The organism is Neoroseomonas soli (genome assembly GCF_018129065.1).
GTDB lineage: Bacteria > Pseudomonadota > Alphaproteobacteria > Acetobacterales > Acetobacteraceae > Neoroseomonas > Neoroseomonas soli.
In genome coordinates, this window is record NZ_JAAEDM010000098.1 from 1 (window position 1) to 13,026 (window position 13,026).

The window sequence follows — 13,026 nt, forward strand, 5'->3', positions numbered from 1 at the left end:
GAACCGCCGGCGGTGCGCGCCCCCGCCGTCCGCGCCTGACGCCGCGCCCCGCCATGGCCGCGCCCGTTGTCGCGTCGGTGCTGGAGGCGGCGGCGCCGCTGCTTGCCGAACTTCACGCGGAATCCTTCCCGCCGGCCGATCGCTGGTCGGTGCAGGCGATCGGCCTGCTCGTCGCGCTGCCAGGCCATTTCGCCCTGCTCGCCACCGCGGCGGGGGAACCGCTCGGTTTCGCGCTCGGCCGGGTCGCGGCGGAGGAGGCGGAGGTGCTGACCCTGGCCGTGCGCCCCGCCGCGCGGCGGGTGGGAACGGGCCGGGCGCTGATGCGCGCGCTGATGGCCGAATCGGCGCGGCGCGGCGCCCGCACGCTGTTCCTCGAGGTGGCGGAGGGCAACCTCGCGGCGCGGACCCTCTATGACCGACTCGGCGCCGCGGTGGCGGGGCGACGACGGCGCTACTACCCGAATGGGTCGGATGCGCTGGTCCTCAGCCTGCCCCTCAGCCCTTCCGGCGCAGCAACAGGCGGGTGATGCCGTCGGCGCGGTCGTCCTGCGCGAGGACGGCGTGACCCTGTTCGGCGGCCGTGCGCGGGACATTGCGCCGGGGCTCATCCCCCTTCATCAGGACTTCCAGCACCTGGCCGGGCGACAGACGATCGAGCGCGAGTCGGACACGTACGAACGTCATCGGGCAAGTCTCGTGCGTGATGTCGATGGTGGAGTTTGCCGGTATTTCTTCGCCTGGTTCCCCATTGTCGATGTCTGTCACAAATTTTACCTTCCATATCATTGCCGCAGATTTCGGAGGCGTGTAGACCGGCGCTGCTGACGATAAAAGGGGGCTGACATCGTGGCAGAAACCAACCCGAACGCCGAACTTCTTGGGCTGACCGCCCAGATCGTTTCGGCGCATGTCTCGCACAACCCGGTCCCGGCCACGGAACTTCCGGGACTGATCCAGGAAGTGTTCCGCACGCTCGCGGGCGTCGGCTCCGTTCCGGCGCCCGAACCCGAGCGGCCGCAACCGGCCGTGCCGATCAAGAAGTCCATTACTCCGGGCTACCTGATCTGCCTCGAGGACGGGAAGAAGTTGAAGATGCTGAAGCGGCATCTCAAGACGGCCTACAACATGACGCCCGAACAGTACCGTGAACGGTGGGGCCTGCCGGCCGACTACCCGATGGTGGCGCCGGACTACGCCAAGCACCGTTCCACCCTGGCCAAGAAGATTGGCCTCGGCACCACCCCGCGGTCGCGGGGCAAGGGCAAGGGCGGCTGAGGGCCGTCCAGCCGCGGGATTGGCCGCGCGGCGCGCCGGGTTGTATCCTGCCCGGCCGCGCCGCGATCCGCGCGGCGACAGCCTGGGAATTCGACGACCGCATGGACAGCCGCACCCGCCAGCGCGCTGCGGAGCAGACCCCGCAACCGTCCCGCATCGAGCGGCTCTGCATCGAGCGGGGCCTCAAGATGACGGGGCAGCGGCGGCTGATCGCGCGCGTGCTGAGCGAGGCGGAGGACCATCCCGACGTCGAGGACGTCTATCGCCGCGCGCTCGCGCTCGACAGCAAGGTCTCCATCGCGACCGTCTACCGTACCGTCCGCCTGCTGGAGGAGAATGGCATCCTCGAGCGGCGGGACTTCGGCGGCGGTCGCGCGCGCTATGATCCCGCCGACCGCGGCCACCACCACCATCTGATCGACGTCGATACCGGCAAGGTGATCGAATTCGCCGACGAGGAGTTCGAGGCGCTGGCACGCATCATGGCCCGCAGGCTCGGTTTCGCACTGGTCGGGCAGCGCCTGGAACTCTTCGGCCGCAAGGCCGAGGCCGAGCCGCCCGTGCCGGAGGCGCAACGTCGCGGCCGGGGGGGCTCGTCGTGACCGCTATCGACCCCGGATTCGGGGAACTTCGCTCCGGCAACCTCGGCGTGCGGCTGGCGATGGGCCAGGCCGAGGTCGATGCCGTGCAGGCCCTGCGCTACCGCGTCTTCTACGAGGAGATGGGAGCGCGCGCCGACGCCGAGACGGCACGCACCCGCCGCGACCGCGACGAATTCGATGCGGTGGCCGACCACCTGGTCGTGGTGGACCACGACCGTGGGGAAGGGGCGGAATCCGTCGTCGGCACCTACCGCCTGATCCGCCGCGGCGCCGCGGCGCGACTCGGGCGATGGTACTCGGCGGCGGAATACGACATCTCCCGCATCCTCTCCTTCGAAGGGGAGGTCCTTGAATGCGGCCGGTCCTGCGTGGATGCGGACTACCGCACGCGCGGCTCGATGCAGCTGCTCTGGAGCGGCATCGCGGCCTACATCTTCAAGCACGATGTCGGGATACTCTTCGGCTGCGCGTCGCTGCCGGGGACCGACCTCGATGCGCTCGCCGACCAGTTGACCTATCTCGCGGCGAACCACCTGGCACCGGAGACGATCCGCCCCCGCGCCTTGCCGGAACGCTATGTCGAGATGATGCGCAAGGATCCCGCGGCGATCGACGTGAAAAGGACGCTGGTCGACCTGCCGCCACTGGTGAAGGGATACCTGCGCCTCGGCGGCTTCGTCGGCGAGGGCGCCGTGCTGGACCACCAGTTCAACACCACCGACGTCGCGGTGGTGGTGAAGACCGACCTCATCACCGACAAGTATTCGCGCCACTACGGGCGGAAGCGGCGCGAGGCATAGGCGAACGATCGGCCGTCGATCGCCAGCAGCCCCGCCCCGATCAGCGCCATCCCGGCCAGGTGGCGCGGTTCCAGCGCCTCGCGCAGCACCAGCGTGCCGAGCAGGATGGCGCTGACCGGCACGAGGAAGGTCACCAGCAGCAGGTTCACCGCCCCCGCCAGCGCCAGGATGCGGAAGTAGAGCGCATAGCCCAGCGCGGTCGAGAACAGCGCGAGGCCGAGGATGGCCGCCACCGTGGCGGCCGAGGGCGCCGGCAGCCTCCAGGGATGCTCCATGGCGAGCGCGACGGGCAGCATCATCGCCGCCGAGGCCGTCACCTGCCCGAGCGCCGCCTGCATCGGCGCGACGCCCATGGCGCGGAAGCGCCGCCCGAAGACGCCCGCGCAGGCGTAGGAGAAGGTCGCCGCCAGCATGGCGAGCGTCGCCCAGCCCGCCGCCGCTGCGCCGCCCGCGATGTCCGTGCCCATCATCGCCGCGACGCCCCCGAAGCCGAGCAGCACGCCCACCACCTTGGCCGGGCTCGCCCGTTCCTCCCGCGTCGCCAGGTGGGCGACGAGCACGGTCCAGAGCGGCGTCGTCGCATTGAGGATGGCGGCGAGGCCGGAAGGCAGCGTGCGCTGCGACCAGACGATCAGCGCGAAGGGAATGGCGTTGTTGAGCAGCCCCATCACCGCCATGGCGCGCCAGGCACGCGCGCCGCGCGGCGGTGCGACGCCGAGCAGCGGTAGCGCCGCCCACAGCATTGCAGCGGCAAGGCCCACCCGCGCGGCGACGAGGGTCAGCGGCGGCACCTCGGCGATGGCGACGCCGACGAAGAAGAAGGACCCGCCCCAGAGGAAGGAGAGCAGGACGAGGAGCGACCAGGCGAGGGCGGACATGCGGTGGTGATGCAGCGTCCTGCGGTGATACGCCACTCCGGGCGTTGCGGTCGCAAGGGTGGGGGAGGGGAACCTCCCCCGCTCCCCCTCCCTTCTTTGTCTTTTTGGGAACTGACCTTGGACGTCAGTCTCCAGATGCCAAAGAAGGTTGGGGGGTCCGGGGGGAAGTTCTCTTCCCCCCGGCCTTCAATCGACCCTCGCCCCGCTCGCCCGCACGATCTCCGCATGCCGCCGGATCTCGGTCGCGAGGAACTCCGCCGCCCGCTGCCGCGTCCCGCCCCACAGCGCGAGTCCCGCGCCTTGCAGCCTCTGCTTGCCTTCCGGGTCCGCGACCACCTCGTTCACCAGCGTGTTCATGCGCGCGAGGATCGGTTCCGGCGTTCCCTTCGGCGCCATCACCATGAACCAGGTGCCGAAGGTGAGCCCCGTCATGCCGAGTTCGGCCGTGGTCGGCACCTCGGGCAGTTGCGGCGCGCGGGCATCGTCGAGCAGCGCGAGCGGGATCACCTCCCCCGCGCGGACCTGCGGCAGCGCGCCGGTCACGAGGTTGAACATCGCCTGGATGCGGTTCGACAGCAGGTCCGTCACCGCCGGCGCCGGGCCGGAATAGGGCACGTGCTGCATCTCGGTCCGCGTCATCTGGCGATAAAGTTCGCCGGCGAGGTGCATCGACGACCCGTTGCCGGTCGAGCCGAAATTGATCTTCCCCGGATTGGCCCGCGCATAGGCCGTGAACTCCGCCAGCGTGCGCGGCCCGAGGGCGCGGTTCACCACCAGGATGTTCGGCACGTTGCCGACCAGCACCACCGGGTCGAAGTCGCGCAGCGGGTCGAAGGGCAGTTCCCGGTAGAGCGCGGGGTTGGTCGCCAGCGTTCCCGCCCAGCCCCAGAGAAAGGTGTAGCCGTCCGCCGGGCTGCGCGCGGCATAGGCGGCGCCGACATTGCCGTTGGCGCCGGCGCGGTTCTCCACCACCACGCGCTGCGGCATCCGCTTGTCGAGTTCCTGCGCCAGGATGCGCGCCACGGTGTCGGCGGTGCCGGCACCGCCGAGCGTCGGCACCACCAGCCGCACCGGGCGGTCGGGCCAGGCGCCCTGGGCGCGAAGCGGCAGCGGCGCGAGGCCGGCGAGCGCGGCGGCGAGAAGGGAGCGGCGGTGCGTCATGGCGGTCGGTCCGGATTGTCCCGTCCGGAGCGTAGCAGGATGGCGGAAATGGCGAAGCGGAAGGGTTTCGCCCCCTCGCGCTCCCCCGCCGAGGGCCGGAGGCCTTCGGCGGGATCCGGCGCGGGCGGTGCCCGCACCGGGCGTGGCCTATTCGGCCGCCGCGCGGTGGGGTTCGGTGCCCGGGCGCCGCACGCGCAGGCGGCGGATGCGGCGCGGGTCGGCCTCGAGGACGCGGAACTCCAGGCCGGACGGGTGGGAGATGAGTTCCCCCTTGGCCGGCACGCGGCCCGCGAGGGTGAAGACGAGGCCGCCGACCGTGTCGATGTCGGCGGCGCGTTCCTCGTCCGTCAGCACCTGGCCGAGCCTCGCCTCGAAGGTCTCGACCGGCGTGCGGGCGTCGAGTTCGATCGTCCCGTCGGGGCGCTCGGTCATGTGGGGGCTGGCGTCCTCGTCGTGCTCGTCGCTGATGTCGCCGACGATGGTCTCCACCAGGTCCTCGATGGTGACGAGGCCGTCGATGCCGCCGTACTCGTCCACCACCAGCGCCATGTGCGTGCGCGACTGGCGCATCTGCAGCAGCAGGTCGAGCACCGGGACGGAGGGTACGACGAAGAGCGGCTTGCGCTGGAGGTGCTTGAGATCGAAGGGCCCCGGCTTCCCGACGGCGGAGAAGACGTCCTTGATGTGGACCATGCCGGCGATGTCGTCGAGGCTCTCGCGATAGACCGGATAGCGGCTGTGGCCGTCCCGCTGGATCAGTGAGACAGCCTGCTCGAGGGTCAGGTCCTCGGGCATCGCCATGATGTCGGCGCGCGGCACCATGACGTCGTAGGCGGTCTTGCCGCGCAGGCGCAGCACGTTGGACAGCAGCGCGCGTTCATGGGTGTCGAGGCCACTGGCGTCGGGTTCGGTGCCCTCGGAGCCGGGCTTCTCGTCGTGCCGCTCGATCAGTTCCTCGACGCGGTCGCGGACGGATTCGGCCTCCTTGCGGCGGAGCAGGCCATGCAGTTTCCAGAACAGGCCGGGCTTGTTCGAGAAGTCGCTCACGTTGGCATGCCCCCAGGCGCCGGGCGGGCCGCATCCGCGGCCCTCGGCTTCGCGCGGGCAGGGCGTGCGGGCGCCGGCTGTCTGCCGGGCGCGGTCGCGCTTCGCGCTCCCGGCCCGAGGCGTGGCCTCGGGCCGCGTCTGTCGCGGTGGTGGCTCATGTCACGCCGCGCCAGGGGGTGGGCAGGGGCGGCATCCGCGGTCCTTGGCTTCGCGCTGGCAAAGCGTGCGGGTGGCGGTTCGCGGCCGGACGCGGTTGCGCCTCGCGTTCCCGGCGCCGGGCGCGGCCTCGGGCCGCGTCGGTTGCGGCGGCGGCTCATGTCACACCCCGCCAGGGATTGGGCAGGCCGAGGCGGCGCATGATGCGCGCCTCCGCACGCTCCATGCGGCGGGCCTCGCCGGCTTCCAGGTGGTCGTGGCCGGCCAGGTGCAGGGCGCCGTGGGCGACCAGGTGGGCGAGGTGCGCCGCTGTCCTGCGGCCCGCGTCGCGCGCTTCCCGGCGGACCACGCCGAGCGCCAGCGCCACGTCGCCCAGTTGTCCCGGCACCTCGGCCGGGAAGGAGAGCACGTTGGTCGGCTTGACCTTGGCGCGATGCTGGCCGTTCAGCCGCTTGACCTCCGTGTCGTCGGTCAGCAGCACGGTCATGGCGCCGGTGGCGCCGGCCTCGCGCAGGGCGGCCTCGGCGGCGCGGCGCGCCACCTCCTCGGGCCGCTTGACGGCGGCGCGCCAGCCTGGCGCCGCCAGGATCACGGAGATGTCCGGCATCTCCTGCGATCCGTTCCGAAGCCCAGCCTGATCGCCCGAAATGCGACCGCGGCCGGGACGGCTACTTCCCGGTTCCATCCTTCTCCTTCTTCGCCCGTGTCTGGTCGTCGGCCCGCCCATAGGCGGCGACGATCCGGGCCACCAGGGGGTGCCTTACCACATCCCGCTCGGCGAATCTCGCAACTCCGATGCCGTCCACCCCTTCGAGGATGCGCAGGGCCTCGATCAGGCCGGAGGGCTGGCCGGAGGGCAGGTCCACCTGGGTCGGGTCGCCGGTGATGACCATGCGGCTGCCCTCACCCATGCGGGTGAGGAACATCTTCATCTGGGCGGCGGTGGTGTTCTGCGCCTCGTCCAGGATGGCGTAGCAATGGGCCAGCGTGCGACCGCGCATGAAGGCGAGCGGGGCGATCTCGATCTCCCCGGCGGCGATGCGGCGGGCGACCTGTTCGGCCGGCAGCATGTCGTGCAGCGCGTCGTAGAGGGGGCGGAGATAGGGATCGACCTTCTCCTTCATGTCCCCCGGCAGGAAGCCGAGGCGCTCGCCGGCCTCGACGGCGGGGCGGGACAGCACGATCCGGTCCACCCGGCCGGATTGCAGCAACGCCACGCCCTGGGCCACCGCGAGGTAGGTCTTGCCCGTGCCGGCCGGGCCGACGCCGAAGACCATCTCCCGCCGCGCCAGCATCTCGATATAGGCGCCCTGCGCGGCGGAGCGCGGCGCGATGGCTCCCTTGCGGGTGCGGATGGCCGGGAGGTCGGCGAGCGGCAGGCGGGGTTCGCCGACCTCCGCCCCGCCCTCGGCGATGCGCAGCGCGGCCTCCACCTCGGCCGTGCCGACATGCTGGCCGCGTTCCAGCCGCTTCCACAGCGCCAGCAGCGCCGCCTCCGCCATTTCCGTCCGTTCGGCCCCGCCCGAGATGACGATCCGGTTCCCCCGCGAGGAAACCCTGACGCCGAGCACCTGCTCGATGCGGGCCAGGTGCCGGTCGTGCTCCCCATGGAGGAGCGGCAGCAGGAGATTGTCGTCGAATTGCAGCGTGACGGAGCGTTGCTCGATCTGGCTGCGGGCGTCCGACGGGCGGACGGCGAGGCCGGAGGTGGCGGTCAAGCGGCTGGTCTCTCCCTGGGCTCGGTGTTCACGGGCGCGGCCATCGCGCCCGAGAGGGAATTGGGGTGTCCGGCAAGAATCTTCACCGGAACGATGCGCCCGGCGAGGTTCGCGAGGCCATCGAAATGCACCGGCTGGAGCCAGGGGGTGCGACCCGCCATCTGGCCGGGGTGGCGGCCGGGGCCGGTCACCAGCACTTCCACGACCATGCCGCCGCGCGAGCGGTTGAATTCCGCCTGCTGGTCGCGCAGCAGGGCCTGGATCTCGGCGAGGCGCGAATCCTTCACCTCCTCCGCCGCCTGCCCGGCCATGGTCGCGGCGGGCGTGCCGGGGCGGGCGGAGTACTTGAAGGAGAAGGCCTGGGCGAAGCCCGTGTCGCGGATCAGCGCCATGGTCGCTTCGTGGTCGGCGTCGGATTCGCCCGGATGGCCGGCGATGATGTCGGTGGAGAGCGCGAGGTCAGGCCGCGCCGCGCGCAGGCGGTCCACCAGCCGGCGGTAGTCGTCGGCCGTGTGGCCGCGGTTCATCATCTTCAGGATGCGGTCGCTGCCCGACTGCACCGGCAGGTGGAGGAAGGGCATGATCGCCGGCGTGTCGCCATGCGCGGCGATCAGGTCATCGTCCATGTCGCGCGGATGGGAGGTGGTGTAGCGCAGCCGTGCGAGGCCCGGGATCTCCGCCAGCCGCCGCAGCAGCCGCCCGAGCGTCCAGGCGCGGCCGTCCGGTCCCTCGCCATGCCAGGCGTTCACGTTCTGGCCGAGCAGCGTGATCTCCCGCGCGCCGAGCGCCACCAGCCGCTTCGCCTCGGCAATCACCGCCTCGGCGGGGCGCGAGTATTCGGACCCGCGCGTATAGGGCACCACGCAGAAGGAGCAGAACTTGTCGCAGCCTTCCTGCACCGTCAGGAAGGCCGTCACGCCCTGCGGCGCGGTCGTCTCGGGCAGGTGGTCGAACTTGTCCTCGGGCGGGAACTCGGTCTCGATCACCGCGCCGGCGGCCCGCGACGCGCGCGCGACCATCTCCGGCAGCCGGTGGTAGGATTGCGGCCCGAGCACGATGTCCACCCAGGGCGCGCGGGCGGTGATCTCGGCCCCTTCCGCCTGGGCGACGCAGCCGGCGACCGCGATGACCATGTCGCCGCCCTTGGCCTGCTTCGCCTCCCGCAGCCGGCCAAGGTCGGAGAACACCTTCTCCGTTGCCTTTTCCCGGATGTGGCAGGTGTTGAGGATGACCATGTCGGCCTCCTCCGCCGCCTCGGTCGGCGCGTAGCCGAGCGGGGCCAGCACATCCGCCATGCGCGCGCTGTCATAGACGTTCATCTGGCAGCCCCAGGTGCGGATGAGCAGGCGCTTCCGCGGGGCGGTGCCGGTGGCTTCGGTCATAGGGGGTCAGGCTCCACCGTTCCGCCGCACGCAGAGCGGCGGATCGAGGCGGTGGAGATGCGCACCGGAGCGGCGCTGGTCAAGCGAACAAGCGCCCTGTTGGGCTTTCCATGCCGCAAGCCTGACAAGCGGCGCGGCGCCGGGTCAAGCATGATCGGCCCCGGCGGGCGGGGTTCCGCGCCCTTTCAGGCGCAGGATGCGCGGCGGGGGCGTCGCTTCGGGCGGCCTTCGCGCTATATTGTTGCCTGGGCGGCATGGACGCCGGGACAGTTGCCCGGGCAGCGTCGAACCGGGCAGCGCCGGGCGTCCTCCGCATTCCGTCATGGCGTTGGAGGGCAATGATGGCTCGCTTCTGGACTGGCTTCGCAGTCGGGATCCTGGCCGTGGCAGCGGCCGGGGCGACCGTCGTCTTCACCGGCGCGTACAACGTGGCGGCCTCGGTCCCGCATTCGGCCATCGAGACATTCGTCTTCTCCACGACGATGCGCCATTCGGTGCAGCGCCGGGCATCGGGCATCGCGGTGCCCGCCACCATCACGGAAGACTAGATCCGCCGCGGCTTCGCGCAGTTCCGGGAAAGCTGCGTCTATTGCCACGGCGCCCCCGGCGTGGACTCGGTGGACTGGGCCCAGGGGATCACGCCCGAACCCCCCTTCCTGCCCGATACGCTGCGCGGGCGGTCGCCGGCGGACCTGTTCTGGATCGTCCGCAACGGCATCAAGATGACGGCGATGCCCTCCTTCGGGCGCCACCTCGACGACCAGGTGATCTGGGGGATCGTCGGCTTCATCCGGCAACTGCCGGACATGTCGGCGGAGACATATGCGCGCCTCGCGCGGGAAGCGGAGGAGCGCGGCCAGGCGCCGGCGACCACCGGCAACTGACAGGGTCCGTCGAAGTGGCCGGCGTGGCGGCCGCCCTGGAAGCCGAAGGCGGCGAGGCGGCCGCAGCCGCCCCGGACATGGATCCGCTTCCTTTCGCCGGCCCTCTCCCGCTCGTCCTTCACGCGGCCGCCCACAATCCCCGCGCGCGGATGCGCCCGCCGATGCTGCCGGGCGTATCAGCCCGCACGGGCGGTCAGGGCGATGGGCTGCGCCGGGCGGTTCTGCCGCAGGGTGGCGGCGCCCTCGGCGACCACGTCGCTCGCCGCCGCGGTCAGCGCCTTGCGGTCGGGGAAGGCGGCCGGGTCGGCGGGTTCGTGCAGCAGCACTGTTGCCCGCGCGCCGGACCGCCGCGCGATGCGCCAGAAGTGCGAGGCGAGGTCCATGTCGCCGTACCAGGCGAAGAATGGCCGGTCCCGCCGGCAGGCCGGCAGCCCGCCCAGCCGGTCGTAGACCAGCGAGACCGGCTGCACCTGCTTCGCATCCTGTGCCACAGAGAGAAAGGAGGAGCGGAAGGGCAGCACCCGCGTGCCGTCGTTGCTGGTGCCCTCGGGGAACAGGATGATGCTGTCCCCGGCTGCGAGCCGCGCCTGGATCTCGCTCGCTTCCTTGCCGGTGCTGTTGCGCTTGCGGCTGACGAAGACCGTCCGGCCCAGCCGCGCCACCGTTCCGGCGAGCGGCCACTGGCCCACTTCCGACTTCGAGACGAAGGCGGCCTCGATGACCGCGCCGAGGACGAGGATGTCGAGCCAGGAGGAATGGTTCGACACGAACAGCACCGAGGGTCCGCGCGAGGGCTGGCCGACCACCTGGACCTCCAGCCCGATCAGGCGGCAGAGCATGGCATGGTAGGTGCGGGCGAAGCTCACCTTGGCCCGGCCCGGCAGGCGCACCAGCACCGACTGGATGGGCACCGCGATCAGCGTCCAGAGCACCGCCCCGGCGATGCGGCGGATGGCGCGCAGGCGCCCGCCCATCGGTCGCGGCTCCATGACGTCGCCCCAGACCGAACCGGGCAGCCAGGGGCGGAAGCGCAGCGGCTTCGCGCGGCCCAGGTGGCGCGGCCGGAGGGCTTCTTCGGGTGAATGGGCGACGGCTTCCATCACCATCGCAGGTAGCGCGCCCATCATGGCGGAGCAATGAAGCCTTGGCGGCAGACGCATGAAGCTGCTGCATGGCGCGAAGTCCATGACGCGAAGGGCCTGGTGCGAAGTGCGTGACGCGAAGGGCTTGGTGCGCAGTGCATGACGCGCAGTGCATGACGCGCAGTGCATGACGCGCAGTGCATGACGCGCAGTGCATGACGCGAAGTGCATGAAGCCCGCCGCGCCCCCGTTGTCCCCGGCGCCGATGCGCCCCAGCATCGCCACCGACCACGGAGACCCGACCATGCCGATCCTCCGCCGCGCGCTGCTTGGCGCCCTTGCCTTGCCTGCCCTCGCCCGCGCCCAGGGCGGCTGGGCGCCGGACCGTCCCGCCCGCCTGGTCGTGCCCTTCGCCCCGGGCGGCTCGCAGGACGTGCTGGGCCGGCTCTTCGCGCAGGCGATCCAGGCGGTGACCGGCCAGCAGATGGTGGTGGAGAACCGCGCCGGCGCCGGCGGCATCCTGGGCGGGGAGGCGGTGGCCCGCGGCCCCGCCGACGGGCTTTCGTTGCTGCTCGCCACCGCCGGCCAGACCACCATCCCGAAGGCCATCGGGCGGCGCATGCCCTACGACCCGCAGGCGGACCTCGCGCCGGTGATGCAGTTGCTGGACAGCCCGGTCGCGCTGCTCGCCGCGCCGAACCTGCCGGCCGCCGACGCGGCGGCGCTGATCGCGCTGGCGCGCAGCGCGCCGACGCCGCTCTCCTATGCCTCGACCGGGATCGGCACCAACACGCACCTCATCATGGAGGACCTGAAGGCGCGCGAGCGGCTCAATGTCGAGCACGTGCCCTATCGCGGCGCGGCGGCGGCCTTCAACGACCTGCTCGCGGGGCGCATCGCGCTGATGTTCGTCTCGGTCCCCTCGGTGCTCGGCTTCTCGGGCGGGGCGCTGAAGGTGCTGGCGACGACCGGGGACCGCCGCTTCCCCACGCTGCCCGACGTGCCGACGCTGACGGAAGGCGCGGTGCCCGGCTTCACCGCGAGCATCTGGACCGGCCTGGCGCTGCGCGCCGGCACGCCGCCGGCCGCGATCGCCTATTGGCAGCAGGCCTTCGTCCGCGCGCTGGCCGAGCCGTCGCTGCGCGAAAGGCTGGACGGGCTCGGCGTCACGGCGGCGACGGGCGACGCGGCCGCCTTCGCGGCGCTGATGCGGGACGACCTGGCGCGCTGGATCCGCGTCGCGGCGCCCCTGAACATCAGCCTGGACTGATACGCCCGGCATCATGGCCGGGCGGGGCTGGTGGGGCGGCCGCCTGCAAGACAAAGGGCATGCGGGGGGGCAGCGACCTTCGACCTCGGATCAGCGGTCGCTGCCAGTTCCCATGAGCGCGCCGGCCAGGTCCGAAAGGTCCAGTCCCTCGAGCAGCGGGTTCTCGCGCAGGGGGCGGCCCCACAGCGTTTCGAGCACCGTCACCGTCGCAGCGGTGACCGGCATGGGCTCGCCGACCGCCGCCGCGAGCGCGAGGTAGAAGGCGAGGCCATAGGGCACGTCCTCGGTGACGTAGCGCGTCGCCATGTCGGTCGGGCCGGCGATGACGCCGCGGCCATTCTCGATCGCGAGCGTCATCTCGTGCAGCGGCCCGAGCGGCACGCCATTGGTCCGGTGGAAGGACCAGGCGAGGCTCGGCGGGCGATGGCCGAAGCGCGCGGCAAGCGCGTCGCGCTCGGCGGCGAGGCTTTCCATCAGGCGGCAGACCGCTTCGGTCATCAGCCCGTACTGGCCCCAGACCTCCTGCTTCTCGATGCGCGTGACATTCGCCAGCGCGAGCGCCGCGTGGGCGATGGGATTGGTGTTGATGAGCGCGGCGGCGAGCGCGTCGGGCACGGTGGGCCAGCGGTTGCCGAACAGCGCCTCGGCGATCGCGGCGAGGTCCGGCGCGGCCAGGCCGGGTGCCGCGCCCATCTCCACCTCCGCGCGGATCGCCGCGACCCGCACGCGGTCGGGTGCGAGGCGGCGGGCAGTGACGGGCGTCGTCGCCAT

16 protein-coding genes are annotated in these 13,026 nt (G+C 71.8%); 7 read left to right on the plus strand and 9 right to left on the minus strand.

Features of this window, described 5'->3' with window-relative positions; all coding sequences use genetic code 11:
• On the plus strand, window positions 1-527 hold a 527-nt coding region (locus tag GXW76_RS22310), incomplete at its 5' end, for a GNAT family N-acetyltransferase (protein WP_338151019.1).
• Here the strand turns inward: GXW76_RS22310 and GXW76_RS25820 are convergent.
• Window positions 496-684 (minus strand): sulfurtransferase TusA family protein, encoded by a 189-nt coding sequence (locus tag GXW76_RS25820; RefSeq protein ID WP_246514612.1) that lies wholly within the window; start codon window positions 682-684, stop codon window positions 496-498. The two genes, GXW76_RS22310 and GXW76_RS25820, sit on opposite strands and share 32 nt — an antisense overlap.
• A gap of 162 nt (window positions 685-846) precedes the next feature.
• On the opposite strand from GXW76_RS25820, the gene GXW76_RS22320 reads away from it, so the two are divergent.
• The 3 genes from GXW76_RS22320 to GXW76_RS22330 all read left to right on the plus strand — a co-directional run bounded on the left by GXW76_RS22320 (window position 847) and on the right by GXW76_RS22330 (window position 2,677).
• Window positions 847-1,275, plus strand: a complete 429-nt coding sequence (locus tag GXW76_RS22320) for a MucR family transcriptional regulator (protein WP_211864315.1) — start codon at window positions 847-849, stop codon at window positions 1,273-1,275.
• A 101-nt stretch (window positions 1,276-1,376) separates the two neighbouring features.
• Entirely contained in the window at window positions 1,377-1,877 is a 501-nt protein-coding gene (locus tag GXW76_RS22325; RefSeq protein WP_211864316.1) for a Fur family transcriptional regulator, read from the plus strand.
• A 59-nt stretch (window positions 1,878-1,936) separates the two neighbouring features.
• Entirely contained in the window at window positions 1,937-2,677 is a 741-nt protein-coding gene (locus GXW76_RS22330; RefSeq protein WP_211864327.1) for a GNAT family N-acetyltransferase, read from the plus strand.
• On the opposite strand, the gene GXW76_RS22335 is transcribed toward GXW76_RS22330, so the two are convergent.
• The 6 genes from GXW76_RS22335 to miaB all read right to left on the minus strand — a co-directional run bounded on the left by GXW76_RS22335 (window position 2,650) and on the right by miaB (window position 9,019).
• Complete coding sequence (locus GXW76_RS22335) at window positions 2,650-3,555, minus strand: DMT family transporter (protein ID WP_211864317.1); 906 nt, start codon at window positions 3,553-3,555, stop codon at window positions 2,650-2,652. The two genes, GXW76_RS22330 and GXW76_RS22335, sit on opposite strands and share 28 nt — an antisense overlap.
• A gap of 186 nt (window positions 3,556-3,741) precedes the next feature.
• Window positions 3,742-4,716 (minus strand): Bug family tripartite tricarboxylate transporter substrate binding protein, encoded by a 975-nt coding sequence (locus tag GXW76_RS22340; RefSeq protein WP_211864318.1) that lies wholly within the window; start codon window positions 4,714-4,716, stop codon window positions 3,742-3,744.
• 147 nt (window positions 4,717-4,863) lie between these two features.
• Window positions 4,864-5,763, minus strand: coding sequence for a hemolysin family protein (locus GXW76_RS22345; RefSeq protein ID WP_211864319.1), 900 nt, complete (start codon window positions 5,761-5,763; stop codon window positions 4,864-4,866).
• Window positions 5,764-6,076: 313 nt separating this feature from the next.
• Window positions 6,077-6,526: an rRNA maturation RNase YbeY gene (gene ybeY / locus GXW76_RS22350; RefSeq protein ID WP_211864320.1), complete on the minus strand. Its 450-nt coding sequence runs from the start codon at window positions 6,524-6,526 to the stop codon at window positions 6,077-6,079.
• A gap of 61 nt (window positions 6,527-6,587) precedes the next feature.
• Window positions 6,588-7,637 carry a PhoH family protein gene (locus GXW76_RS22355; protein ID WP_211864321.1) on the minus strand — a complete coding sequence of 350 codons (1,050 nt, stop codon included), beginning with the start codon at window positions 7,635-7,637 and terminating at the stop codon, window positions 6,588-6,590.
• A complete protein-coding gene (miaB, locus tag GXW76_RS22360) occupies window positions 7,634-9,019 on the minus strand; it encodes a tRNA (N6-isopentenyl adenosine(37)-C2)-methylthiotransferase MiaB (RefSeq protein ID WP_211864322.1) in 1,386 nt (461 codons plus the stop codon). The genes GXW76_RS22355 and miaB overlap by 4 nt, the downstream gene beginning before the upstream one ends.
• A gap of 383 nt (window positions 9,020-9,402) precedes the next feature.
• On the opposite strand from miaB, the gene GXW76_RS22365 reads away from it, so the two are divergent.
• Both GXW76_RS22365 and GXW76_RS22370 read left to right on the plus strand, forming a co-directional pair.
• Window positions 9,403-9,567, plus strand: coding sequence for a hypothetical protein (locus GXW76_RS22365; protein WP_211864323.1), 165 nt, complete (start codon window positions 9,403-9,405; stop codon window positions 9,565-9,567).
• Window positions 9,568-9,903, plus strand: a complete 336-nt coding sequence (locus GXW76_RS22370) for a c-type cytochrome (RefSeq protein WP_211864328.1) — start codon at window positions 9,568-9,570, stop codon at window positions 9,901-9,903. It abuts the gene before it with no gap.
• A gap of 176 nt (window positions 9,904-10,079) precedes the next feature.
• Here GXW76_RS22370 and GXW76_RS22375 read toward each other — a convergent pair whose 3' ends face one another.
• Window positions 10,080-11,063: a lysophospholipid acyltransferase family protein gene (locus tag GXW76_RS22375; protein ID WP_246514611.1), complete on the minus strand. Its 984-nt coding sequence runs from the start codon at window positions 11,061-11,063 to the stop codon at window positions 10,080-10,082.
• A gap of 226 nt (window positions 11,064-11,289) precedes the next feature.
• On the opposite strand from GXW76_RS22375, the gene GXW76_RS22380 reads away from it, so the two are divergent.
• Window positions 11,290-12,255, plus strand: a complete 966-nt coding sequence (locus tag GXW76_RS22380; protein ID WP_211864324.1) for a Bug family tripartite tricarboxylate transporter substrate binding protein — start codon at window positions 11,290-11,292, stop codon at window positions 12,253-12,255.
• A 90-nt stretch (window positions 12,256-12,345) separates the two neighbouring features.
• On the opposite strand, the gene GXW76_RS22385 is transcribed toward GXW76_RS22380, so the two are convergent.
• The coding region (locus tag GXW76_RS22385; protein ID WP_211864325.1) for an NAD/NADP octopine/nopaline dehydrogenase family protein at window positions 12,346-13,026 on the minus strand (681 nt) is incomplete at its 5' end.